This is a genomic window from Streptomyces sp. NPDC001401 (assembly GCF_042895385.1).
GTDB lineage: Bacteria > Actinomycetota > Actinomycetes > Streptomycetales > Streptomycetaceae > Streptomyces.
Genome location: NZ_JBIAWI010000003.1, coordinates 264,324 through 287,481, shown reverse-complemented (window position 1 = coordinate 287,481; position 23,158 = coordinate 264,324). Strand labels below are relative to the sequence as shown.

The following is a 23,158-nucleotide window of genomic DNA, read 5'->3' as shown; positions in this document are numbered from 1 at the left end:
ACGATGTCGTGAGCGTGAACAGCGGATTTCGACGGCGACATTCGTGGAGGCGGTCATGGCCAATCTGGCGGAGTTCCTGGTGGAGACGGCACGGCGGCAGCCGGAACGCCCCGCGCTGCGGCTGGGGGGCCAGGTCACCAGCTACGCGGAGCTCGACGAGCGCAGCGCCCGCGCCGCCGCGCTGCTGCGGGCCGAGGGTGTACGGCCGGGAGACCGGGTCGCTCTGATGCTGCCCAACGTTCCCGAGTTCGTCGTCCTGTACTACGGCGTGCTGCGCGCCGGAGCAGTCGTCGTACCGATGAACCCGCTGTTGAAGACCCGGGAGACCGAGTACCACCTGCGCGACTCGGGCGCGCAGATGCTCTTCGAGTGGCACCAGGCGCCGGGCGAGGGTGCGCAGGGTGCGGCCGCTGCCGGAGTGCGGCACATGGCCGTCGAGCCCGCCGCCTTCGCGGGCCTGCTGGCCGGGCACGAGCCGCTGCCGGAGGTCAGCGAGCCGGGCGGCGAGGACGTGGCCGTGCTGCTGTACACCTCCGGCACCACCGGCCGCCCCAAGGGCGCCACGCTCACCCACACCGGGCTGCGGCACAACACCGAGGTCAACGCGGTCCACGTGCAGCGGATGACGGCGGACGACGTGGTCGTGGGCTGTCTGCCGCTGTTCCACATCTTCGGCCAGATCTGCACGATGAGCGTGACCCTCCGCGCCGGTGCCTCGCTCGTCCTGATCCCCCGCTTCGACGCGCAGACCGTGCTGGACGCCATCGCCCGCGACCGGGCGACGGTCTTCGAGGGCGTGCCGACCATGTACGCGGCACTGCTCCAGCACCCGTCGGAGGCCGACGTGTCCACGCTGCGGATGTGCGTCTCCGGCGGAGCCTCGCTGCCGGTGGAGATCCTGCACGGCTTCGAGCGTCGCTTCGGCTGCATGGTGCTGGAGGGCTTCGGCATGTCGGAGACGAGTCCGGTGGTCACCTTCAACCACCCCGACCGGCCGCGCAAGGCCGGGTCCATCGGCACCCCGATCAAGGACGTGGAGGTGCGGCTCCTCGACGACAAGGGCAAGGACGTGGCTCCCGGCGAGATCGGTGAACTGGCCGTCCGCGGGCCGAACGTGATGAAGGGGTACTGGAACCGCCCGGACGAGACGGCGGCCACCATCCCGGACGGCTGGCTGCGCAGCGGCGACCTCGCGCGTCAGGACGAGGACGGCTACCTGTACATCGTCGACCGCAAGAAGGACATGATCATCCGCGGCGGTTACAACGTCTACCCGCGCGAGATCGAGGAGGTGCTCCACGAGCACCCGGCCGTTGCGCTGGCCGCGGTGGTGGGCGTGGCCGACGCACACCTGGGCGAGGAGATCGCTGCCGCGGTGGTACTGCGCCCGAAGGCGCAGGCCACGCCCGACGAGCTCCGGCAGTTCGTCAAGGAGCGGGTGGCGGCGTACAAATACCCGCGCGAAGTGTGGCTCGTGGACACGCTGCCGACCGGCCCCAGCGGCAAGATTCTCAAGAGGGAGATCAGCGCGCCGGTGGGGTGAGGCCGATGCGGTTGAGCGATACGTCGCGTTGGCCCCGGCGTTGCTAGGTCGGCTCCCAGGTTTTCGCCGCGGCCAGGAGGTGCTCCCGGACGAGTGTCACGTGCGGGTTGGTGGAGCTGCCCGGGCGTTGCACTAGGTAGGCGGTGTTGATCGGCGGGTCCTCCGGCTGGTGCAGCAACCGCAGAGCGCCGGAGGCGAGTTCGCTTCGGCACAGGTAGCTGGGCAGGACGCTCCAGCCGGCGCCGGCGGTGACGGCGGTGAGGACGCTGCGCAGGTCGGGGACGGTGATTGCGGCCTGGGCGTGCAGGCGGCGGTCGAAGACGTGGCGCCAGTAGCGGCGGGCGATGGGCAGGTCCTCTGCATAGGCGATCAGGGGGAAGCTCTCCAGGGCGGTGGGCAGCTCCTGCCCCTTGAGCCGTTCGGCCCATGCGGGAGCGGCGACCAGCACGAATTCCTCGTCGGTGAGGAGTTCGACGTGCAGCGTCCGGCCGCGGGGCCGCCGGGTGGCGACGAGGAGGTCGTGGCGTCCGGCCCGCAGTTCTTCCAGCAGCGGTTCGGTCAGTCCGATGGCCACCCGCAGCCGGACGCCTTGCGCGATCAGCGGGGCCAGCACCTTCAGGCCGGCCACGCTCATGAACTCCGCGGGTCCCGCCAGATGCACCGGTGCCACGGTACTGCTCGGCTCCTCGCCGGTGATGACGGCCAACTGGTCGAGGGGGGCCGACAGCCGGGTGGCGAGTTCGTCCGCGTGGGACAGCGGGGTGACGCCTTGCGCCCGGCGTTCGAACAGCTTGCGGCCCAGGCGGTTCTCCAGTGCCCGGATCTGCGTGGTGACGGTGGACTGCGACAGGCTCAGCTGACGTGCGGCGGCGGTGAAGGAGCCCAGGCGGTGCACCGCGAGGAAGGTGCGCAGGAGGTTCAGGTCCAGCGGGCCGGACCCCTGAGTGTCGTGATCGCTCACGGCCTCGAGCCTACGAGATACGCACGGCAGCCACATGCCGCCCGTTCTCGGGGACGAGTCATCGGGTCACCGATACCTGGCATCGGTCTGTTCATTGGCGCGGATACTTCAGCAGCTTTAGTTTCGAGACCTGAGACCACTGGGTTCTCTGGACCACCAGCGTCGGTGACGTTCCTCCTTACCCGGTCCCGAATGCACAGCCACAGCCGGCCGACACAGGAGACGTGTGAAAAGTGAGACGGAAAAAGATTCTGGCGGTGGTGACAAATCAGGCCACCTACGGGGCGAGCAAGCATCCGACCGGCCTCTGGCTGGGTGAACTCGTCCATTTCTACGACAAGGCGATCAAGGCCGGCCACACCGTGGATGTGGTCAGCCCGGCCGGCGGCGAGGTGCCACTCGACCCTCGAAGCCTCGGCCGCCTGTTCACCGACCGGACGGTTCGCAATTACCGAGCCGACGCGGCCTTCATGACCTCCCTGAAGTCGACCACATCCGTTGCCGACGCAGATCCGGACGACTACTCCACGATCTTCTTCACGGGCGGACACGGCACCATGTGGGACTTTCCCGACAGCGCCGGCCTGCGGGGAACAGCCGAGGCCATCTACGCCGGGGGCGGCATCGTCTCCTCGGTCTGCCATGGCGCCTGCGCCCTCATCAACCTCCGTGACACCGACGGGAATCCGCTCGTACGGGACCGCACCGTCACAGGCTTCGCGACGGTCGAGGAAAAACTGGCCGGTGTAAAGGGCAGGGTGCCGTTCCTGCTGGAGGACGAACTGCGCGCGAAGGGAGCCAAGTATGTGCGCTCCACTGTCCCGATGACCCCGCACGCCGTGCGCGACGGCCGCCTGATCACGGGCCAGAACCCGGTGTCTACGAAGGCCGTCAGCGACTTGATCCTCGCGGCCTTGGCCGAGACCGAGTAACCGGACTGAGTAACGGGACCGAGTAACCACGACGGAGACAGGGGGCGCCCGCATCTGTGGTGGGCCGCCCGAACAACCCGGCTCCAGGACGCCGCACCATGCCAAAGATCCTTTTCGTGATGACCGGCGCCGACGACCACTGGACGCTGGCGGACGGCACCAAGGACCCGACCGGCTTCTGGGCCGAGGAGGCCGTCACCCCGTACCAGGCGTTCGCGGCCGCCTGCCACGAGATCGTCGTCGCCACGCCGGGCGGCGTCGTGCCGCCCTCGCCGACTACGACGCCGTCTTCTACCCCAGTGGCCACGGCCCGGCGGCATCGCAGCCAGTCCCCGAAGCCGAAGCCGAAGCCGAAGCAGACGGCAGGGTTGTGGTGCGCGGCGGAAGCGGCCCGACGCGTCGCAGGCGAGGGCGGTCGCGAGCGAGCGCATCGAGGCGGGCGCGCGGCGCAGCATCGTGAGGGTTTTTGCCTGGCTGGAGGTGTGAAAGTGACGTCGGTGGACTGCACAGGTTGAGCTGGGCCACACGACGATGGTGCGCGGATTGGCCGCGGTCACCTGGGAGATGAGCTGGTTGTCGAAGTCCGACAGGTTGATGTCGGCGACGTGGCTGGCCTCGGCCTCGTTGTAGCCGACGATGAACACGGGCGACGCCTCGCGTACCCGCGGATCATCGATGCCGGGGGGGGGCGGCTGCTCTCAGCCCTCAGCCTCGATCTGGGCGTCGGCGACGGCGATGGCGATGCCCATTGCCGTGGCGATGTTGCCTGCTGCCGTCATGACGCGGGCGGTGCCCACGATGGGCGCGATGGCGACCAGGACGTCCTGTAGCTGGTCGGGGGTCAGGCCGGCTTGCAGGGCGGGGTCGATGTGAGCCACGTAGGAGATGGGCGGGGCGTCCGAGGCGGCGAGCGCCGCGATACGCGTGAGCATGAACATGTCTGGAGCCAGCCCGCATCGCTCGATCGAGTCGACCGTCATGGCGGCGAGGGTGTCCAGGACAGGGGTTTCCGACGCAGTGGACATGTCGCATGCCCTCCTGGTGAGTTTTGGGGCCCGAGGGGGTGTGGGAGGGAAGGAACCGAGTTCCGCGATTGTTGGGGCTTCACCTCAACCGTAGAACCCATCCGAGCCTTGCGCATGGGGACGCTCATGGTCCGCCCGCCGCCATGGTGGCGGGCGGAAAGTTAGGTGAGGGTCCGGCCTGGCGGAGTTCCGTCGGATTCAGCGCCGGCGGCGCGGGTTCCGGCTCTGCGTTTGGCCATGAGGATGTCCGATCCCATGAATGGCCTCAGAATTGGCATTATGGCCTGTTTGTTCCGGATCGGAGATTCCCATGAAGGACCTCAAGTTTGAGCAGAAGAGCACGCTGTCTCGCATTGAGGCGGCTGACCGGCTCACGGCACTGGCAGATGCGCTGAGGGAAGGCGGGGATGCCGAATGGGAAGTCGGTCCCGGGACGCTGAGCCTGCGGATCCCCGACGACCTTCGTAGCGAGGTGGAGGTCGAGGTCAGTAACGGGGAGATCGAGCTGGAGATCGAGTTCAAGTGGCCGACCGGATCGACCGGGACAGCGACGTCGCGGGCGGTCGCGAGCACAGAGGAGCCGGCGAGGCGGAAGAGCGTGCCCGCCAAGACCGGTCGGAAGAGCACGGGCGCCAGCAGGAGCAGGACCGCGAAGAGGTCCGCCACGAAAGCCCCCTGAGGCATGCGGTGGGCTTGGACGGCAGCGGAGGCTTCACGGGGCTTGTCGGCTCTCATATGACGAGGGGGGCCTTGATCCGGCTGGTGCGTCCCTGGAGATGGCCTACGGGACCGATTGCGTGATGCGAGCAGTCGAGTCCTCAGCGTCGGCAGGTCGACGTCCACCAGTACACCGTCCCGTTTGACCACGCAGCCGGCGACGAGGACGGTGTCGACCAGGCCGGGATGGATCGCGGGGGAGGGCTGCGGGACTTGGACGGCCCGGTGCAGGTCAGGGCGGTGGCCGGGAGCTTGGACTTGAGGTGGTGGTGCGCGGGAAGCTGGAGCCGCTGCGAGCGAAGACGACCAAGCTCGCCGACCGCGGCCGGCAGCACAAACGCCCGGACGGGAAGTTCACCGCACGCCCGTAGCGCACGCCAATCGCCGTGACCGCCCACCCGACCAGCACGCTCGCGGCCCTCGCCGACATCGTCACGGCCCTCGCCGCCGAACGGCACGCCACCCACGAGCAGATGCAGGCCCGGCACACCGCTATGCGGTGAAAGGGGTGCCGGGCCCGATCAGGGAGACGTCGTCAGGCGTTCGGGTCGAACGGGATGCCCGACGGCATGGAGTGGGCGAGGGCGTACTCGAAGTCTCCGTCCTTGATCTTGATGGTGGCCGCGCCGAAGTCGGCGCTCAGGAGCTTGTCGCGATAGCCGGCCGGATAGCCGTTCCAGCCGACCAGGCGCGGGTAGAACCAGCCGCCGGTGGCGTTCTCCGGAGGCTCGTCGTTGGTGTTGGCGAAGCGGAAGTCGTGGGTCGAGACGCCGTCCTTGTGGTAAACGATCTTGGGGTGGGTGCCGTCGAAGCGGACGGCCGAGGCGGCCGCCACCTGGTAGCTGCTGTGCTGCGACACGGACACGTACTGGACCTGGTTGTCGCTGATCCACACCACGACGTGCTCCCAGTCGTGCCGGTGCCCGATGGCCGCCGGACCGAGCGTCGCCTGGTCCTTCTCGAAGTAGCTGGCGTACATCACGGCGCACCAGCCGTTGTTGCACTTCTCGCGCGAGTACGTGTTGGCGTTGGCCAGTTGGGCGTAGTCGTGGCAGTGGCCGTTCACGTCGCCGCCGAGCGCCAGGCCCGGGTTGATGGTGCCGTCGGCGCCTATGGCCGCGGTGGCGTAGCAGCCGTCGCCGTCGTAGTCGTAGGCGGGGGAGAAGATCTGTTCCAGGCCGTCGGCGTTCTGGGGGAGCAGCGTCAGGACGTTGGCGCTCGCCTGGGCCGGGAGTGCCATGACGAGAGCCAGCGCTCCGATGGCGGCGGCGAGCGCCGTCCTGCGGGGCCTTCTTGCCGCAAGCAGTGGGTTGCGCACGTCAACTCCTACGGGTAGCTGGTCAGGTTGGCGACATTGGTGCCGGAGTTGGACGGGCCGCCGGTGTTGTTGATGACGTGGCTGATGGTGCCCGTGCCGCCGAGGGAGACGGTCACCATGCTGGTGAAGCGGACGCCCGAGGTGTTCGGCGCCTCGATGGCGTGCGCGGCGACGACACTCGGGTTGACGTTGAAGTAGCAGTAGCTGCCGAGCCCGTAGGCCTGGTGACTGGTGACCGAGTCGGCGACCTTGTAGGCGGCGTAGCCCTGGGTGGAACCGTTCATCCAGGCGGACTGGTTCGGTGGGTCGTACGGCATCTCGTTCTGGAAGAAGTAGGTGCGGCCGCCGTTGCCGTTCCAGACGGTCTGGTACTTCTGGAAGTGCTCCACGAACAGGCCGTACATGGTGACGTCGTCGCCGTTGACGATCATTCCGGTGTCCGCGGTGTTGCTCGTCCAGCCGACTCCGCTGCCGTGGTCGGCGCGCCAGATCCACATGTGGTCGCCGATGACGTTGTCGCTGTTGACGACGAGGCTGGTGGTCGCTTTGCCGACGCCCGCGCCGCCGATGCGGAAGTACACGTCGTGCAGGGAGGTCGGGTCGGCGGTGTGGGAGGCGGAGGAGCCGGTCGGCCCGACCTCCAGCAGGGAGGGCGAGTTGGTGGTGCCGGCGTCGAACAGCAGGCCCGCGATCTTCACGCCGTCGACGTCGGCGACCTTCATCGCGGTGACGCCGTTGTCGGGGACGAAGGTGGCCAGGCCCAGGCCGAGGACGACCGTGTCCGCACGGGTCACGTTCAGCGTCTGGTCGAGGTGGTAGACCCCCGGGGTGACCAGGAGGTTCTTGCCCGCGGCGAGCGCGGAGTTGATCTGTGCGGTGGTTGCGCCCGGCTTGACGACGTAGAAGGAGTCCAGCGAGAGCGAGCTGCCGGAGGCCCCGTTGGCCCAGCTGGTCCCTGACGAGTTGGACCGCACCGACGGCACGAACACCTGGTAGGCGCCGTTGCCGTCGACGTACAGGAACGGCTTCTCGCGGGAGACCGGGCTCTGGGCGACCGTGGTGTACGGCGGGTTGGGGAAGCTGGTGGCGGGGACGCCCGTGCTGCCGGTGAAGACCATGTTCCAGTTGGAGCCGGTCCAACTGCCGAGCTGCGAGTTGCGGGTCAACCACTGTTGCTGCGTACCCGAGTTGACCTGGCCGTCGACCTTGCTGTCGGCGATGAGACCGCCGCTGGACCAACCGCCGTCGTCCAGCGCGAGGTTGCCGCGCAGGTGCATCCGGCGGTACGCCGCTGCCTGCGAGACCGCCCAACGGTCGCTGCCCCCGGTCGGGTTGACCGAGAGGTTCTCCGCGCCGCGCCAGAAGTTCTGCGTGGCGTTGCCCTGGAACCAGTCCGCCTCGGCGTGCACCGCGCCGTTGATCGTCACCGCGTCGGGCGACAGACCGAGGCCCAACACCTGGGTGTAGAAGCCGACGTTGACGTCCGCGCTGTAGGCGCCGGGCTTGAACAGCACGGCGTAGCGCTGCGAGCCGAACTGGTTGGTCTCCTGCTGCTGGAAGATGGAGTTGAGCCGGCTCTGGATCGTCGACGAGGACATCGACGGGTCGAAGACGACGACGTTCGGGCCGAGGTCGGGGTCGGTGGCCGACTGGTTCACCGGCACCACCTGGAAGCGCTGGGCCGCGGTGCCGTTGCAGGTGTACTGCACGAACTGCACACTGTCGGCGGTCGAGGCGCCGGGGTCGTCCAGGCACTTGCCGCTGTTGCGGTTGACGAAGTGGTAGGCGCCGCCGCCGTCGTCCACCGGCAGCCACTGCTGGTTGGCGCCGCCGCCGTAACTCCACAGGTGGACCTGCGCGTTGTCGGCGGTGGAGACGTCGGCGACGTCCGCGACCTGGTCGGTGTCGTTGCCGTTGTTGATCCGGACGTATCCGTCACTGGTGGCGGTGAAGCTCCACTGCTGGGCCGTGGTGCCGTTGCAGCTGTACTGCTGCACGACGGTGCCGTTGGCGGTGGCGGCCGCCTTGGCGTCGAGGCATCTGCCGCTCGCGGCGTTCATGACGGTCGCAAAGCCCGTGGGCAGGGCGGAGGTTGCGGCCCGCGCGGGGCTGCCGGTGAGCAGGGACGCGGCCGTTACGGCCACCAGGGCGGCCGCGGCGGATCTGCCGCGGCGCGGTAGGGAAGGCATGGGTACTCCTAGCCGGAAGCGGGAGGGGGAGAGAGGCGGTGAGCGGCCGAGGATCAGCCGGTGTAGGCGGCGAAGACGCGCGTGTAGTCCCAGTCGGACTGGCCGACGCCGGAGCAGCTGTCGGCGGGGCCGCCGGTGCAGGGGCGGTCGCGGTTGGCGGACCAGAACGTCAGCCGGGCCAGGTGATGCTGCTGGGCGTAGGCGAGGATGGTGCGGAAGTCGGCGACGGTGACGGTCTCGTTGTTGTCGGTGATCCCGTTCATCGACGAGATGCCCATGTCCCGGTACGCCTGGTCGTCGCCGTAGCCGTAGGCGCTCTTGAGTGCGGACTCCAGGCCCTCGGCGGCCTGCACGGTCAGGTTGCCCATGTTCTGGCCCGCGCCGCCGAAGTCGAACGGCATGATGGCCCAGGCGTCCACGGTCAGCCCGGAGGACGCGGCCCGGTTGATGAGGCTGGTGTCGGGGCCGCTCTGTCCGGTGCCGATGGTGATGTACACCTTCAGGCCGGGGTTGTCGGCCTTTACGGTCTTCAGCGCGTCCACCGTGCGCTGCTGCACGGTGGGGTTGCTGTAGGCGTCGGCCTCGATGTCGATGTCGATCGCCTTCAGGCCGTAGGCGTTGATGACCTTCTGGTACGCCCCCGCCAGCTCCCCGGCGCTGGAGCAGGAGCTCTCCAGCTTGTTGCCGCTGTACCCGCCGAAGGACGGGATGATGTCACCGCCGCCTGCCCGCACGGTGTTCACGGTCTGCTGGTCGACACCCCCGGTCAGGGCCCGGCTGCCGTCCCACTGCGGGTTGCAGTAGCCGTTGCTGAGGACGAAGGCGAGGGTGAACCACTTGACGCCGGTCGCGTTGGTGATCGTGCTCGGGTTCGGCGGGCTGCCCCAGCCGTTGTAGAGGTACGGCGCCACGGCCATCGGCGCGGACGGGGTGCTGCCGTCGCCGGTCGCGGGCGCGGTCCACTTCTGGTTGGCCGCGCCGCTGCAGCTCCAGATCTGTGCGCGGGCACCGTTGGCCGAGGAGTTGTCGGTGACGTCCAGGCACTTGTCGGCCTGCGGGTTGACGATGTCGTGGGCGGCGGTGACCGTCCACTGCTGGTTCGCGCCGCCGCTGCAGCTCCACAGCTGGACCTTCGCGCCGTCGGCGGTCGAATTGCCGGTCACGTCAAGGCACTTGCCGAGGGCGCGGACGGTGCCGTCGCTGCCGACGGTCCACTGCTGAGCCGCGGTGCCGTTGCAGTCGTAGAGCTGTACGGCCGTGCCGTCGGCGGAGTTGGCGCCGGCGACGTCGAGGCACTTGCCGGCGAGTCCGGTGATGGTGCCGGTGGCGGCCTGCGCGGGAGATGCCGTGAGCAGGCCGGTGGACAGGGTGAGGGCGGTGACCGCGAGGACGGCGGATGCGGGGAGGGGCCTCGGTCTGGCCATGGCGGGGGCGGCCTTTCGTGGGGGGTGGGGTCGCCCGGTGAAACTAAAGGTACGGACCACTTACGTCAAGACATGAAGTAAGAGTTGAGGAAAGGGAGTTGAGCGGGCACCCTGCGTGCCGTCCACCTCACGGCGGGCCGCCCCTGTCGTACAGAAGGTGGAGCTGGCGGGACAGTGCCTCGGGATCCGGGGCACCGGCGTCCCGGGCGAGGTCGGTGAACAGGGCCCGGATCCACGCCCGGGAGGCGTCGGACGCCTCCTCGATGGCGCTGCCGTGCCGTGCCTCCGCGCCGGCAGCTACGAAGGCGCAGCCGTGGTAATTCGGGCGCGCTGGCCGCCGCAACTGCCGCCGACTGCGTCCGCAAGAGCGACACTGGGGTCGCCCTGCGCACCGAGGCCACCACCAGGTGGCCGAGAACCTCCGGAGGCGGAAGTGACAGTGAACCGGCTGGGCCTGGTCGTGCACGGCGGACGCCCGGAGGCCGTGGCGGCGGCCGGCCTGGTCCGCGCGTGGTGCGCGGAACACGGCGTGCGGTGCACGGACATCGACGTGTGGCACGACGGTGGGCGACGCAGTGCCCGTGAGGAGGTCGAGGCCGCGGGAGAACCCGACCTCGTGGTGACCCTGGGCGGCGACGGCACCTTCCTGCGCGGCGCCCGGCTGGCCGCCGCGAGCGACGCCCTGGTCCTGGGGGTCGACCTGGGCAGGGTGGGCTTTCTGACGGAGGTGTCGGCCTCCGCGGTGCGTTCGGCACTGGACGCGGTGCGGGAGGACCGGTTCGAGATCGACAGCCGCATGCTCCTCGCGCTGCGCGCCTCGCGCCGGCTGGAGGTGCCGTCCGGCATGGAGACCCTCATCGAGTACGGCCGCGGGCCGCTCCTGCCGCCACCGCAGGTGCGGCCCGACTGCGAGGTCGACAAGGACTGGGGCATCCCCCTGGAGGTCACCGCGCTCAACGACATCGTGCTGGAGAAGCTGGTCAGGGACCGGCAGGTGTCGGTCGGGGTCTACGTCGCCGGCAGACTCCTGGCCTCCTACTCGGCCGACGCGCTGCTGGTGGCCACGCCGACCGGCTCGACGGCCTACAGCTTCGCCGCCGGCGGGCCCGTGGTCTCGCCCCGTGCGGAGGCCCTCGTCTTCACCCCGGTCGCCCCGCACATGGCCTTCGACCGCTCGGTCGTCACCGCCCCCGACGAGCCCGTCGGGCTGCGCCTGCTGGAACGTTCGGGACCGGCCGCGGTCAGCATCGACGGCCAGCTGCGGGGCGTGCTCGACCCGGGGGACTGGATCGGCGTGTACGCCGCCCCGCGCCGCCTGCGGGCCGTCCGGCTGGGCCCGATGGACTTCTACGGCCGCCTGCGCGAGCGGATGAACCTGACCGACGCCCCGGCCGCGATCGCCGACGGTTCCCCCGCCCCGCTGTGGTCGGTCACCACGCCGCCGCCAGGTGACCTCGCCCATCTGACCCTGCTGACGGCCCCGGACGGCTCCTGACCGGCCGCGTCTGCTCGGCTCAGTTCTCCTGGCAGCCGCACCCCGAGGCCGACTTGGCCTCGGCGACGCCGAGAGCGGGGTCGGCGGCGGTCTCGGCCGACGTGCAGCAGGCGTTGACGCCACAACACGCATCGGCCGACTCGGCCGTACCGGAAGGTGCTTCGGTGCTCGCCGGCTTGGTGGCGCGGACGATGGCGGAGTGCATGCCATCGGCGACCGGCTGGGTCGGGGTGATCTCGATGTCGGTGAACCCGGCTGCCTCCAGGCCCGCCCGGTACTCGGCGAAGGACAGCGCACCGGCGATGCAGCCGACGTAACTCCCGCGCTCGGCCCTCTCGTCCGAGGCGAGGTCGTCGTCGGCGACGACGTCGGAGACGCCGATACGCCCTCCGGGCCGCAGCACGCGGAAGGTCTCGGCGAAGACGGCGGGCTTGTCGACGGACAGATTGATCACGCAGTTGGAGATCACCACATCGATGGTTCCGGCGGGCAGCGGAACGGCCTCGATGGTGCCCTTGAGGAATTCGACGTTCGTGGCCCCTGCCTTCTCGGCATTGGCGAGCGCCAGGGCGAGCATCTCCTCGGTCATGTCCAGGCCGTACGCCTTCCCCGACGGCCCGACGCGGCGGGCCGAGAGCAGGACGTCGATGCCGCCGCCGGAGCCGAGGTCGAGGACGCGCTCGCCCTCGCGCAGTTCGGCCACGGCGGTGGGGTTGCCGCAGCCGAGGGAGGCGGCGACGGCCTCGGCGGGAAGCGCGTCGCGCTCGTCGGCGGCGTAGAGGGTGGAGCCGAAGTTCTCGTCGACCTCGACCGGCTCGGGCCCGCAACAGGCGGTGCTGCCCTCGGTGACCTTCACAGCTGCGGCGGCGTACCGCTGCCGGACGGTCTCGCGCAGGTCGGTGGACTGCTCACTCATGGCTTTCTCCCGGATGACTCATGGCTTTCTCCTGGATGGCGGGGCGCGACATCGGCCCGGAGCGGCTTGTATTGACGTTCGTTGATGCAACCTTGCGCCTTGGATCGAGAAACGTCAACATAGAGGCATGTCGAAACAAGAGCTTGAGGTGATCGGCCAGGACTCCGGCTGCTGCCCCGATCTGGCATCCGCGCCGCTGGACGACGAGCGGGCGGCGGAGCTGGCGAAGGTGTTCAAGGCCCTCGGGGACCCGGTCCGCCTGCGACTGCTGTCGATGATCGCCTCCCGGGAGGGCGGGGAGGTCTGCGTGTGCGAGATGACGCCGGCCTTCGACCTGTCCCAGCCGACGATCTCCCACCATCTCAAGCTGCTCCGCCAGGCCGGCCTGATCGACTGCGAGCGCCGTGGCACCTGGGTCTACTACTGGGTGTTGCCCGGCGCCCTGGACCGCCTCGCCGGATTCCTGACCACGCCCCAGCCGGCAGGACTCACCGCGTGATCCCGTCGCTGGGCCGCCGCGTCGCGGCCGAGGCCATCGGCACCGCACTGCTGGTCGCGATCGTCGTCGGCTCCGGCATCCAGGCCACCGAGCTCTCCCGTGACGTCGGCGTCCAACTGCTGGCCAACTCGCTTGCCACCGTGTTCGGCCTGGGAGTACTCATCGCCCTGTTCGGCCCGGTGTCCGGCGCGCACTTCAATCCCGCGGTCACCCTGGCCGCGTGGTTCACCGGCCGACGCGCCCCGGACGGCCTCACCGCGCGGGACGTCGCCGCGTACGTCGCCGCCCAGATCGCGGGTGCTGTCGGCGGGGCGGTGCTGGCCGATGCGATGTTCGCCAAGCCGCTGGTGAAGTTCTCCACCCACGACCGCTCCGCCGCCCATCTGTGGCTCGGCGAGATCGTGGCGACCGCCGGACTGATCGCCCTGATCTTCGGCCTCGACCGCATCGCCCGCACGGCCATGGCGCCGGTGGCGGTGGCGTCGTACATCGGGGCCGCCTACTGGTTCACCTCCTCCACCTCCTTCGCCAACCCGGCGGTGACCGTCGGCCGCGCCTTCACCGACACCTTCGCCGGTATCGCGCCCGCCTCCGTCGCCCCGTTCATCGCCGCCCAGCTGCTGGGCGTTGTCGTCGGGCTGAGTGCCGTCACAGTCGTGTACGGCCGTCCCGGCCCTGCCGTGGAGGAGAGTGCCGTCCCGCACGGCGAGCCCGAACTCGCCTCCCCCTGACCCCATCCCCTTCGAGAAGGACACCCGCCGTGAGTACTCCCGCCCCGCGCCCCTCGGTCCTGTTCGTCTGCGTGCACAACGCCGGCCGCTCGCAGATGGGCGCCGCCTTCCTCACTCACCTAGCAGGCGAGCAGGTCGAGGTCCGTTCGGCCGGCTCGGCCCCTGCCGACACCGTCAACCCGGCCGTGGTCGAGGCGATGAAGGAGGTGGGGATCGACATCTCCGCCCAGACGCCGAAGATCCTCACCACCCAGGCCGTGCACTCCTCGGACGTGGTGATCACGATGGGCTGCGGCGACACCTGTCCCGTCTTCCCCGGCAAGCGCTACCTGGACTGGCAGCTCGACGACCCGGCCGGTCAGGGCGTCGCTGCCGTCCGGCCGATCCGGGACGAGATCGAGCAGCGCGTACGCGGCCTGCTCGCCGACCTGGGCATCCCGGCCGCGGTCTCATGACGATCGCAGGATGACCTTCTCCGGGCGAGTGGGCGGTATGCACCGTATTGCCATTTACATGCACCTTTGACGGGTCTAGCGTGAGAGTACGGCGTAAACATACAGATGACGCTCGCCGCCATCTCCATCCGGAAGGGGAGCGGTCATGTCATGGTCGATCTCCGGCACGTATGTGGCCGGTTGCTCGTGCGTGGTGCTGTGCAGTTGTCCGTACGACGGTCAGCCGCGGGATGCCAAGGGCGGTACCGAGTGCCTGGGCACCGCCGTGTTCCATGTGGCCGACGGGAATCTGGACGGCCTGGACCTGTCCGGCGTCGACTTCGCGTTCTACAACCACTTCCCGTCCCATCTGTCCGCGGGAAACTGGAAGGTCGGGCTGGTCGTGGACAGCGCGGCCAGCGGTGAGCAGGCCGAGGCCCTGGAGCGCATCCTGTCCGGCCGGGAAGGCGGCCCCTTCGGCCAGCTGTCGCAGTTCTACGGCGAATACCTGGGCATGGAGCGGGCCGGGGTCTCCCTCGCCGGCGAGGACAAGCCCGGCTTCACGGTCGAGGGCCGCACAGAACTCTCGTACGAGCCGCTGACCGGCCCGGACGGCAGCTCGACAAAGATCAAGAACGCCATGTTCGGGTTCGCCCCCGAATTCGAGGTCGGCAGGACCACAGGGCGATCGGACGCCTTCGGACTGAGTTACGACGCGTCGTACGGCGAGACGGCCCAGTACGTCTTCAGCAGCGAGGAGACCGAGGGAGCCGCCCAGGGGCGTGCCTGAGCGGCACCCGACCGTCAGTCATTGGACCGGTCGTCCACCCGAATGTGCAGGTCCGGCCAGGCTGTGGCCAGACGCTTCAGCCGGCCCTCCGCCAATAGCTCTGCCGAAATCCCTTCCGAAACCCCTACCGAAATCCCTACCGAACGAGATGGCGCGTCCGGTTTGAAGTGCACGAGTGTCCCGGTGGTGCCGTCGGTCTCGACCGGTTCCAGGTCGGTGACCGGGACGCCGTGTTCGTAGCGTTGGGTCCAGGCCCCGTTGAGGCGGCGGTTGGTATGGATGAGCCATTCGCTGAGGGCTGCGACAACAGACATGCCCCGACGTGGGTGGCCGTCCGGAAGCAGTTCCGCGTCGGGGAAGTCGAAGAACCGAAGGTCCTTTGACGCCATGACGGGTTTCTTCACGATCTGGCCTTGATCGTCCATGCGGGTGTCAGTGCCCCGTCCGTCATCCGCCACGGACAAGGAGCCATCCGGGTGGAGAGTGACGAGGCAGTGCCCGCCGCCCTTGCTCGATGCTTCATCGGCGGCATAGGCAAGCACCTCGAGGACAAGGTGCCACGGGCCCCCCGGAGCGAACTCCGCGGGACTTTGCTGGATATGCGCCAGATGACCCAGGTCGATGAAGCTGGACCAATCGTGCGTGGTGTTGACCCACGAACCTCTTGAGACCTCCATCGGACAACTACACCTCGCCGTTGGCGAAGAGCTCGAGGTGTCCGCACTTGGGGCAGCGGAACGCCTCTATCTGCCGGCGGGGACGACCCATCCGCTTGGCACCCCCGAAAATCCCGCGCTCCAACGCGCCCTCGATCCAGCGCGCGTACCCGCGCGAGTGCTCGCCGGTGTCCTCGACGAAACCCTCCACCAGACCGACGGTGCCGCAATGGGTGCACGTGTAGTTGTTGTTCATCCCCGTGAGTGTAGGTAAGGGTGCGGCCGGGGTCAGGGGGTCTTCCAGAGGCGGAAGCGGGGTTTCTTCGCGAGGGGAGCGGTTCTGCTGTCGATGTGCACTCGATGCTCGCCCGGCAGTTCCTTCTCTCCGGTCAGACGGACTCTCCCGGACGCGTTGATGGTGACGGAAGAGTCGGGGACAGCCCGCAAAGCCGACACGTCCGCTTCCAGTGTCATGAAAGAGCGGTGCTCCAACTGGGCACTGAATGTCGTGAGGTTGGGAAACACATCCCGCAGTTCGCCGAAATCAATGCGGTTCTGTACTTCCGCCCTCAGGTACAGGGACCGGATCTGCGGAAGCGGCGGCAGACGAAGTTCCGCAAGACCGGACAGCTGGTCGAGATCCATATCAAGCTCGACGAGTTCGGGCAGTGCCGGCAGATGTCTCAACTCGGCCGCGGCAAAGGGAGTACCGGCATCAGCGGCCAGATGAAGTCTCGTGAGCCCCGGCCAGCGTTCTATGCCGTCGAGTGATGGCGCGCTCAGAGTTGTCGGCCCCAAGGTGAGGCCCCGCAGACCCGAAGGCAGGGGCAGATCCGTCAGCCTCCCCCAGGGCCAGCGGCTGTTGACGGCGATCGAAGTCAGTCGCCGCAGTTCGGCGAGGGGGCTCATGTCCGGCCCCACCGGCATCTTCTCCAACTGCAGATGCTCAATGTTCGTCTCGGAGATGTGCGAGTAGTCCTTGAGGCTGCCGCAGTCCTGGAGCCCCAGCGAGCGCAGGCGTGGCGCACAACCGCTGAGAAAGCCGAGATCACGGAAGGAGTCATTGCTGACCAGCCGCAGTTCGGTGGGCTCGGTGGCGGCCAGCCCGGGCAGCATGAGATCCGTCACGAAGGAGCCGTTGATCTCCAGGGTCATCACCCGACCGATCCGGTCCAGTGCGGACAGCTGGGAATCCGTGCTCACGGTGAGATACGCACCGGTCAGTTCCATCCCGGACAGGATCCCGTCGACGAACCGCTGGTCGTCGAATGAACTCCAGGCGTCCACCACCTTTTTCCGTACCACGGCATCCGGATGGTCTCGGAACTGCCGCAGGATCTGGAAGGCGTGCTCGCCGCCGATTCGGGCGGCCGTCTCCACGGTGGCCGCCGCCTCCCGGTCGTCCAGCTGATCCGGCCCCGGAAGGAGATCGAGCACGACCGGACCCGCACCGGCCAGTTTCTCCGCCGCCTCGGAATCCCGAGGCGGGAGCAGTAAGGCCGCTCGTTCCTCCGCCTCGCGCCGCACCGCCGGTGCCAGCATGGTGGCGTGTTCCAGGCTGGCGGCGGCAAGCAGGTGCAGCCGGGTACGGATCTCGTCGTCCGGCGCGGCATCTCCCCGCTCCAGCAGCCCGCCGATCAACATCGCCCGTTCCTCGGGGCGGCCGTGGCCCACGGCCATCCGGACGACGTCCTCCCACTGGGGGTCGGCGGCATGTTCCGCGACCTGCGGGAGATCCTGGGCCTCGACCGCCGCCTTCGCCCCGAGATAGTCCTGGAACGTGCGGTGGACGAAATCGACGGTCTGCGGGGTGGGTTCCCGCAGGAGACCGCTGCGGCGCACAAGGTGGCGCAGGACATCCCCTGCCCGGTCCGGCGGGGCCACACCGGGCATCGCGGGCAACAACCGCTCGATCAGCCTGACCACCTTGTGCTGCTCCGCCTCGGTCTGGCCGTTGCGGATCAGCCACCAGGCAAGCTCCTGGAGGAGCTGACGCTGAGCGTCCTCCGGAATGTCGAAGCCCTCCGGTTCGCCCACATCGCGTTCCTTGTCACGGCGGACGAGCAGCATGGTGAGTGCCGCGCCGTACAACTCCATCCGGCTCTCCGGCAGGTAGGTACGGCGATCGCGGTGCAACGCGCAGATCATGGCGCACATCAGCGGGTTGGTGGCGAGCCGGGCCAGGTCTCGCTTCCGTCGCAGGGTGTCCAGCAGGCGCTCTCTGTACCGGTCACGCTCCGGCGCGGCCTCGGCGCTCTCTCCGAACGCGGCCAGGTGCCAGCGCCCCACGAATGCCTCGACATCCTGCTGGTTCATGGGCAGCAGCGTCAGCTCGGTGAAGTCCCGGCGGGCCAGCCAGCCCTCGCTCACGGCGGTGGGGCGGGTGGTGATGACGCAGTTGCAGTCCGGGTAGGCGGCCAGCAGCCCGGTGAGCCATTCCTGGGTTCGTTCCCGGTCACGTTCGGGGATCTCGTCCACGCCGTCGATGAGGAGCAGCGCACGGCCGGAGCGCATCACCTCCTCCGCCCAGTCGGGCGGCGGGCTGAGCGGAGTACCCGTGGCGGCCAGGAAATTGCCGGGACCGGGCAGCGACGCACCCTGTCTGATCAGGGTGCGCAACGGCAGGACGAAGGGCACGCAGTCGTCGAGATGGCCGAGCCGATAGCTGAAGTCGTCCCGGGCCGCGGTGATGGCCAGCCACTGGATGAGGGTGGTCTTCCCGGATCCGGCCAGACCGCGCAGCAGCACCCGGCGCCTTCCGGACAGAGCGGACTCGACGCGCTGACGGGCGCTGGACATCTCGTGCCGGGGGGCGGTTTCCAGGAAGTCGGTACGGTCCTGGCTGCTCTGGTGGGACAGCTCCAGGCTCAGATAGGCGGTGTCGAGCGGCCATTGCGCATGGTCACTCCGGCTGAAGTCGAGCCCGAAGATGCGGAGTTCGCCGTAGTTCCGCTCCACGTACGAGCGGTAGTCGGATTCGAAACCGGTGCGTGGTGCGCGGCTCCGGCCCGCGTCTTCCAGGGTGGGCAGCTCTCCAAGGTGTTCGAAGTGCGCGTCGTAGAACCCGCCGGCGATGTGGATCGCGGTTGCCGGGACGGCCGTGAGACGACCATGCTGCCAGCCGTCGGGGTCGGTGGTCACCACGCCCACCAGCAGCTCTCCGTCGAAGAGAGCTGCCCCGGACATCCCCGCCCACGGGGAGCCGCCGTCCTGCCGGGGCGCCGGGGGCGTATGGACGAGGTCGACCACGTACCGTCCACGCACCATGCTCGACCCCGGCTTGAGGGTCCCGACCAGTTGCTCGCTGTCGAGCTGCCCTGTGCCACCGCGTTGAACGGCGGGGAAACCGATCGCCTGGCAGTCGGGGCGCGGTTTCAGATCGCTGGTCTGCCCCCAGCGGACCGGCCCCCAGTCAGCGGCGGTTTCGGGCGCGACCAGGTCATCGGCGGCCAGCAGCAGTGCCACATCGCAGTTCTCGTGGGTTCCCTCCCAGACCAGTCGGCAGGGGATCCGGCCGCGCCCCTCGGGGACGACGGCATGCAGGCTGTCGCTGCCCACGACGACATGGGCGGCGGTGAGGACCAGCCGTGGGCCGAGGAGATATCCGCTGCCCTGGTGAGAGACGCCCAGGACGGCGGCGATGCGCTCCTTGCGCGGACCGGACACGCGCATCCCCCGCCTAGTCGGTGCGGCCGAAGGCCGAGGTGTCGGCGGGGGCGTCGTTGCCGACCTCCCAGCCATTACCCGTACGCGCGCTCTTGGGCCGGAGCGTGAAGCCGACCCGGTGGGTGTGCGCCGTGGACCGGCCGGCATCGGCGTCGGCCGACAGCACCCAGGCGCGCACACCGGACTTCACGCGCACGTCACGGCGCAGTTCGACCGTGAACTCCAGATGGATGTCCCCCACCTCGAAGCGCAGTTCACTGCCCGTTCCGCGCGCTGCGGCGGTGAGCAGTTCGTCGCGCACGGCCTGGACGGCGTCCGCCAGCTCGATCCCGTCGGTCCCGGTGAAGTCGTCACTCACCTGATCAACGCTATGCCAACGCCTCCGTCCCGCGCCATGAGTTCGGGCCCTGCCGTCACGGACGCCTGCTGCCAGGTCTCGCCGCGCTGTCCGTCCGAGGACGAGCGGATCGTCATCGCCGACCCGCTGCCCGGTCGTGCGTGTGCTGGTCGAGGCGTTCCACCCGCGCAGCCGCCTTCTCCGGTTCGGCCGCCTTGCCGCACCCGAGCGGGCGATCCTGATCCGCGTCGCCGCCGCGCGCCGGACACAAGCGGCGCTGCTCGCCGCAGAGTTGATGTCGGCGAGCTCTTCGCCCTGCCCGCCCGGCCATCCGGCCGGCAGACGCGGCCGGCGCGGTACACCTCACGTACCGACGACTTTCACATTGGCGCCACCGGACCCTTCCCTGACGTTTGGTGCTCTTGGAACACTCGCACCGCGCACAATCCGTCATGTTCCCGCCATCCGCACCAGGATGAGAGGCACCCACCCATGCCCGAAGTCAACCGGCGCCGATTCCTGCAACTCGCGGGCGCGACCACCGCCTTCACCGCCCTGTCGAACAGCATCCAGCGCGCCGCCGCGCTGCCCGCGAACCACCGCACGGGATCCATCGAGGACGTCGAGCACATCGTCGTCCTGATGCAGGAAAACCGTTCCTTCGACCACTACTTCGGCTCGCTCAGGGGCGTCCGCGGCTTCGGCGACCCGCGTCCGGTGGTGACCCGGCAGGACGGGAAGCCGGTCTGGTATCAGTCGGACGGCACCAAGGACCTCCTCCCCTTCCACCCGGACGGGGACGACCTGGGCCTCGCCTTCATCCAGGACCTCCCGCACGGCTGGAACGACGGACATGCCGCCTTCAACGGGGGCAAGTACGACAAGTGGGTCCCCTCGAAGGGTTCCACGACGATGGCGTACCTGACCCGCGACGACATCCCGTTCCACTACGCGCTCGCCGACTCCTTCACCATCTGCGACGCGTACCACTGTTCGTTCATCGGCTCGACCGACCCGAACCGCTACTACATGTGGACCGGTTACACGGGCAACGACGGACAGGGGGGCGGGCCGGTCCTGGGCAATGACGAGGCCGGTTACGGCTGGACGACCTACCCCGAGCGCCTGGAGAAGGCCGGCGTCTCCTGGAAGATCTACCAGGACGTCGGCGACGGCCTCGACGCGAACGGTTCCTGGGGCTGGATCCAGGACGCCTACCGCGGCAACTACGGTGACAACTCGCTGCTCTACTTCAAGCAGTACCAGAACGCCAAGCCCGGCGACCCGCTCTACGACAAGGCCCGCACCGGCACCGACGCCCGCAAGGGCGAGGGCTTCTTCGACCAGCTGAAGGCCGACGTGAAGGGCGGCAAGCTGCCGCAGATCTCCTGGATCGTCGCCCCCGAGGCCTTCACCGAGCACCCCAACTGGCCCGCCAACTACGGCGCTTGGTACGTCTCCCAGGTCCTCGACGCGCTCACCTCCGACCCGCAGGTGTGGGCGAAGACGGCCCTGTTCATCACGTACGACGAGAACGACGGCTTCTTCGACCACCTGGTCCCGCCGTTCGCACCGGGTTCCGCGGCGCAGGGCAAGTCCACGGTGGACCCCGCCCTCGACCTGTTCAAGGGCGACAGCAGCCACCCCGCCGGTCCCTACGGGCTCGGCCAGCGCGTGCCGATGATCGTCGTCTCGCCCTGGAGCAAGGGCGGTTACGTCTGCTCCGAGACGATGGACCACACCTCGATCATCCGGTTCATGGAGCGCCGCTTCGGTGTCCACGAGCCGAACGTCTCGCCCTGGCGGCGGGCCATCTGCGGCGACCTGACCTCCGCGTTCGACTTTTCCCGCACGGACACGAAGCCGGTCGCCCTGCCGGGCACCGACGGCTACCAGCCCCCTGACCACAACCGCCACCCCGACTATGTGCCGACCCCGCCGGCCAGCCCGGTCCTGCCCAAGCAGGAACCCGGCCTGCGCCCGGCGCGTCCCCTCAAGTACGCCCCGTACGTGGACGGGTCGGCGGACACGGCCTCCGGGAAGTTCACCCTGACCTTCGCCTCGGGCGCGAAGGCGGGCGCCGCCTTCCTCGTGACCTCCGGCAACCGCACCGACGGCCCGTGGAGTTACACCACCGAGGCCGGCAAGACCGTATCCGACGCCTGGAACTCGGCGTACTCGAACGGCTCGTACGACCTCGCCGTGCACGGCCCGAACGGTTTCCTGCGCGTCTTCAAGGGGCCGAACAAGGTGGCAGGGCCCGAGGTCACCGTGCGCCACGCCGGCGACGACATCGAGCTGACCTTCACCAACAAGGGCTCCGGCACGGTCGGTCTGAAGGTGTCCGGCGGATACGGATACAAGCCGCGGACCTTCACGGTGCGTGCCGGTGCCACGGTCAAGTACACCGTCGACCTCACGGCGAGCCGGCGCTGGTACGACCTCACCGTCACGTCCCAGGCCGACGCGACGTTCCTGCGGCGATTCGCCGGGCATGTCGAGAACGGGCGGCCGGGGGTGAGCGACCCGGCGATCATCACCGGGTGAACTGTCGGGTAAAGGCTGGAGAACAGCGGATCGCGGGGACTGGCCAGGTGCCGGTGGGTGCGCGGTAGTGTGCCCCGGTGACCACGCATTCGAACACTCCTGCAGGCTGGTACCCGGATCCGCACGGAGCGCCTCAGACCCTCCGTTACTGGGACGGCACCCAGTGGACCCAGCACACCAACACGGACCAGCAGCAGGCACCCCAGCAGCAAGTGCCGCAGCAGCAGGTGCCGCAGCAGGCCGCCGGGCCGGATCCGCGTGTGCAGCGTCAGGTGCAGCAGCAGGCCGGGGTCGCCGCCGGTGGCCCCGGCGGCGGCAGCCTGTTCACCGAGCCGGTCCTGGTGGTCAATCAGAAGGCCAAGCTGATCGAGCTGACCAACGAGTACAAGGTCATGGATCAGAACGGCAACCAGATCGGTTCGGTCAGCGAGATCGGGCAGAGCGCGCTGAAGAAGGCGCTGCGCTTCGTCTCCAGCCTCGACCAGTTCATGACGCACCGGCTGGAGATCCGTGACGCCTACGGCCAGCCGCAGTTGGTGCTGACCCGGCCCGCCAAGGTCTTCAAGTCCAAGGTGCTGGTGTCCCGTCCGGACGGTTCGCCGGTCGGCGAGATCGTCCAGCAGAACATGATCGGGAAGATCAACTTCGCGATGAACGACGCCAACGGCCAGCAGGTCGGCGCGATCAAGGCGGAGAACTGGCGGGCCTGGAACTTCGCGATCGTCGACCACGCCGACAACGAGGTCGCCCGGATCACCAAGACCTGGGAAGGCCTCGCCAAGACGATGTTCACCACCGCGGACAACTACGTCCTGCAGATCCACTACAAGCTGCCCGAGCCGCTGCTGAGTCTTGTCGTGGCGACGGCACTTACTGTGGATACGGCGTTGAAGCAGGACTCACGCGGCCTGGGCTAGCGGCGCGATGGGTGGTCGGCCCACTGCGGCGTCGTCGTGGCTGGTCGCGCCCACGCGGCGG

Annotated in this window: 21 protein-coding genes and 1 pseudogene; 11 read left to right on the top strand and 11 right to left on the bottom strand. The window is 68.9% G+C overall.

From position 1 onward, the window contains the following. The first annotated feature begins 55 nt into the window (after window positions 1–55). On the top strand, window positions 56–1,543 hold the full coding sequence (locus ACFY10_RS13280) for a long-chain fatty acid--CoA ligase (RefSeq protein ID WP_390665194.1): 1,488 nt from the start codon (window positions 56–58) through the stop codon (window positions 1,541–1,543). Between the two features lie 43 nt (window positions 1,544–1,586). Here ACFY10_RS13280 and ACFY10_RS13275 read toward each other — a convergent pair whose 3' ends face one another. Then, window positions 1,587–2,504, bottom strand: a complete 918-nt coding sequence (locus ACFY10_RS13275) for a LysR family transcriptional regulator (protein WP_390665193.1) — start codon at window positions 2,502–2,504, stop codon at window positions 1,587–1,589. Window positions 2,505–2,764: 260 nt separating this feature from the next. Between ACFY10_RS13275 and ACFY10_RS13270 the strand changes: the two genes are divergently transcribed. Then, a complete protein-coding gene (locus ACFY10_RS13270; RefSeq protein WP_390665192.1) occupies window positions 2,765–3,436 on the top strand; it encodes a type 1 glutamine amidotransferase domain-containing protein in 672 nt (223 codons plus the stop codon). A gap of 98 nt (window positions 3,437–3,534) precedes the next feature. Then, window positions 3,535–3,702 (top strand): annotated as a pseudogene (locus ACFY10_RS13265) (type 1 glutamine amidotransferase domain-containing protein); the annotation flags it as partial. 432 nt (window positions 3,703–4,134) lie between these two features. Here ACFY10_RS13265 and ACFY10_RS13260 read toward each other — a convergent pair. Then, entirely contained in the window at window positions 4,135–4,461 is a 327-nt protein-coding gene (locus tag ACFY10_RS13260) for a carboxymuconolactone decarboxylase family protein (protein WP_390665191.1), read from the bottom strand. A gap of 310 nt (window positions 4,462–4,771) precedes the next feature. Here ACFY10_RS13260 and ACFY10_RS13255 point away from each other — a divergent pair, with 310 nt between their 5' ends. Further along, complete coding sequence (locus ACFY10_RS13255; protein WP_390665190.1) at window positions 4,772–5,140, top strand: amphi-Trp domain-containing protein; 369 nt, start codon at window positions 4,772–4,774, stop codon at window positions 5,138–5,140. Between the two features lie 573 nt (window positions 5,141–5,713). On the opposite strand, the gene ACFY10_RS13250 is transcribed toward ACFY10_RS13255, so the two are convergent. The 4 genes from ACFY10_RS13250 to ACFY10_RS13235 all read right to left on the bottom strand — a co-directional run bounded on the left by ACFY10_RS13250 (window position 5,714) and on the right by ACFY10_RS13235 (window position 10,452). Continuing rightward, the gene (locus tag ACFY10_RS13250; RefSeq protein WP_390665556.1) at window positions 5,714–6,418 is read right to left on the bottom strand and encodes an NPP1 family protein; all 705 of its coding nucleotides are present in this window, start codon (window positions 6,416–6,418) and stop codon (window positions 5,714–5,716) included. An 86-nt stretch (window positions 6,419–6,504) separates the two neighbouring features. Then, the gene (locus tag ACFY10_RS13245) at window positions 6,505–8,685 is read right to left on the bottom strand and encodes an RICIN domain-containing protein (RefSeq protein WP_390665189.1); all 2,181 of its coding nucleotides are present in this window, start codon (window positions 8,683–8,685) and stop codon (window positions 6,505–6,507) included. A gap of 53 nt (window positions 8,686–8,738) precedes the next feature. Next, window positions 8,739–10,109 (bottom strand): lectin, encoded by a 1,371-nt coding sequence (locus tag ACFY10_RS13240; protein ID WP_390665188.1) that lies wholly within the window; start codon window positions 10,107–10,109, stop codon window positions 8,739–8,741. A gap of 127 nt (window positions 10,110–10,236) precedes the next feature. Then, a complete protein-coding gene (locus ACFY10_RS13235; protein ID WP_390665187.1) occupies window positions 10,237–10,452 on the bottom strand; it encodes a hypothetical protein in 216 nt (71 codons plus the stop codon). A gap of 90 nt (window positions 10,453–10,542) precedes the next feature. Here ACFY10_RS13235 and ACFY10_RS13230 point away from each other — a divergent pair, with 90 nt between their 5' ends. After that, window positions 10,543–11,604: an NAD(+)/NADH kinase gene (locus ACFY10_RS13230; protein ID WP_390665186.1), complete on the top strand. Its 1,062-nt coding sequence runs from the start codon at window positions 10,543–10,545 to the stop codon at window positions 11,602–11,604. Between the two features lie 19 nt (window positions 11,605–11,623). Here the strand turns inward: ACFY10_RS13230 and arsM are convergent, their stop codons facing one another. After that, window positions 11,624–12,520 carry an arsenite methyltransferase gene (gene arsM, locus ACFY10_RS13225; RefSeq protein ID WP_390665185.1) on the bottom strand — a complete coding sequence of 299 codons (897 nt, stop codon included), beginning with the start codon at window positions 12,518–12,520 and terminating at the stop codon, window positions 11,624–11,626. A 127-nt stretch (window positions 12,521–12,647) separates the two neighbouring features. On the opposite strand from arsM, the gene ACFY10_RS13220 reads away from it, so the two are divergent. From ACFY10_RS13220 to ACFY10_RS13205, 4 genes are all read left to right on the top strand, one after another. Beyond that, the gene (locus tag ACFY10_RS13220) at window positions 12,648–13,019 is read left to right on the top strand and encodes an ArsR/SmtB family transcription factor (protein ID WP_390665184.1); all 372 of its coding nucleotides are present in this window, start codon (window positions 12,648–12,650) and stop codon (window positions 13,017–13,019) included. Beyond that, on the top strand, window positions 13,016–13,750 hold the full coding sequence (locus ACFY10_RS13215; RefSeq protein WP_390665183.1) for an aquaporin: 735 nt from the start codon (window positions 13,016–13,018) through the stop codon (window positions 13,748–13,750). Before ACFY10_RS13220 ends, ACFY10_RS13215 begins: the two co-directional genes overlap by 4 nt. Window positions 13,751–13,779: 29 nt before the next feature. Continuing rightward, a complete protein-coding gene (locus ACFY10_RS13210; RefSeq protein ID WP_390665182.1) occupies window positions 13,780–14,205 on the top strand; it encodes an arsenate reductase ArsC in 426 nt (141 codons plus the stop codon). 145 nt (window positions 14,206–14,350) lie between these two features. Next, window positions 14,351–14,974, top strand: coding sequence for a DUF1326 domain-containing protein (locus ACFY10_RS13205; protein ID WP_390665181.1), 624 nt, complete (start codon window positions 14,351–14,353; stop codon window positions 14,972–14,974). A 14-nt stretch (window positions 14,975–14,988) separates the two neighbouring features. On the opposite strand, the gene ACFY10_RS13200 is transcribed toward ACFY10_RS13205, so the two are convergent. Genes ACFY10_RS13200 through ACFY10_RS13185 form a run of 4 tightly spaced genes read right to left on the bottom strand, consistent with a single transcriptional unit; the run spans window position 14,989 to window position 19,654 of the window. Continuing rightward, complete coding sequence (locus ACFY10_RS13200; RefSeq protein WP_390665180.1) at window positions 14,989–15,651, bottom strand: ATP-binding protein; 663 nt, start codon at window positions 15,649–15,651, stop codon at window positions 14,989–14,991. Window positions 15,652–15,658: 7 nt separating this feature from the next. Further along, the gene (locus ACFY10_RS13195; RefSeq protein WP_390665179.1) at window positions 15,659–15,886 is read right to left on the bottom strand and encodes a hypothetical protein; all 228 of its coding nucleotides are present in this window, start codon (window positions 15,884–15,886) and stop codon (window positions 15,659–15,661) included. Between the two features lie 32 nt (window positions 15,887–15,918). Continuing rightward, a complete protein-coding gene (locus tag ACFY10_RS13190) occupies window positions 15,919–19,296 on the bottom strand; it encodes an NACHT domain-containing protein (protein ID WP_390665178.1) in 3,378 nt (1,125 codons plus the stop codon). 13 nt (window positions 19,297–19,309) lie between these two features. Continuing rightward, on the bottom strand, window positions 19,310–19,654 hold the full coding sequence (locus tag ACFY10_RS13185; protein WP_390665177.1) for a trypco2 family protein: 345 nt from the start codon (window positions 19,652–19,654) through the stop codon (window positions 19,310–19,312). A gap of 471 nt (window positions 19,655–20,125) precedes the next feature. Here ACFY10_RS13185 and ACFY10_RS13180 point away from each other — a divergent pair, with 471 nt between their 5' ends. Together ACFY10_RS13180 and ACFY10_RS13175 are read left to right on the top strand one after the other, a co-directional pair. After that, window positions 20,126–22,180 carry a phosphocholine-specific phospholipase C gene (locus ACFY10_RS13180; RefSeq protein WP_390665176.1) on the top strand — a complete coding sequence of 685 codons (2,055 nt, stop codon included), beginning with the start codon at window positions 20,126–20,128 and terminating at the stop codon, window positions 22,178–22,180. A 77-nt stretch (window positions 22,181–22,257) separates the two neighbouring features. Then, the gene (locus tag ACFY10_RS13175) at window positions 22,258–23,097 is read left to right on the top strand and encodes a phospholipid scramblase-related protein (protein WP_390665175.1); all 840 of its coding nucleotides are present in this window, start codon (window positions 22,258–22,260) and stop codon (window positions 23,095–23,097) included. Window positions 23,098–23,158: the final 61 nt, after the last annotated feature.

What these genes read in the sequence shown, in the direction of transcription:
- ACFY10_RS13260 (WP_390665191.1), bottom strand. Translation starts at nt 4,461, where the DNA reads ATGTCCACTGCGTCGGAAACCCCTGTCCTGGACACCCTCGCCGCCATG.
- ACFY10_RS13205 (WP_390665181.1), top strand. Translation starts at nt 14,351, where the DNA reads ATGTCATGGTCGATCTCCGGCACGTATGTGGCCGGTTGCTCGTGCGTG.
- ACFY10_RS13220 (WP_390665184.1), top strand. Translation starts at nt 12,648, where the DNA reads ATGTCGAAACAAGAGCTTGAGGTGATCGGCCAGGACTCCGGCTGCTGC.
- ACFY10_RS13195 (WP_390665179.1), bottom strand. Translation starts at nt 15,886, where the DNA reads ATGAACAACAACTACACGTGCACCCATTGCGGCACCGTCGGTCTGGTG.
- ACFY10_RS13250 (WP_390665556.1), bottom strand. Translation starts at nt 6,418, where the DNA reads ATGGCACTCCCGGCCCAGGCGAGCGCCAACGTCCTGACGCTGCTCCCC.
- ACFY10_RS13280 (WP_390665194.1), top strand. Translation starts at nt 56, where the DNA reads ATGGCCAATCTGGCGGAGTTCCTGGTGGAGACGGCACGGCGGCAGCCG.
- ACFY10_RS13180 (WP_390665176.1), top strand. Translation starts at nt 20,126, where the DNA reads ATGCCCGAAGTCAACCGGCGCCGATTCCTGCAACTCGCGGGCGCGACC.
- arsM (WP_390665185.1), bottom strand. Translation starts at nt 12,520, where the DNA reads ATGAGTGAGCAGTCCACCGACCTGCGCGAGACCGTCCGGCAGCGGTAC.
- ACFY10_RS13245 (WP_390665189.1), bottom strand. Translation starts at nt 8,685, where the DNA reads ATGCCTTCCCTACCGCGCCGCGGCAGATCCGCCGCGGCCGCCCTGGTG.
- ACFY10_RS13240 (WP_390665188.1), bottom strand. Translation starts at nt 10,109, where the DNA reads ATGGCCAGACCGAGGCCCCTCCCCGCATCCGCCGTCCTCGCGGTCACC.
- ACFY10_RS13255 (WP_390665190.1), top strand. Translation starts at nt 4,772, where the DNA reads ATGAAGGACCTCAAGTTTGAGCAGAAGAGCACGCTGTCTCGCATTGAG.
- ACFY10_RS13200 (WP_390665180.1), bottom strand. Translation starts at nt 15,651, where the DNA reads ATGGAGGTCTCAAGAGGTTCGTGGGTCAACACCACGCACGATTGGTCC.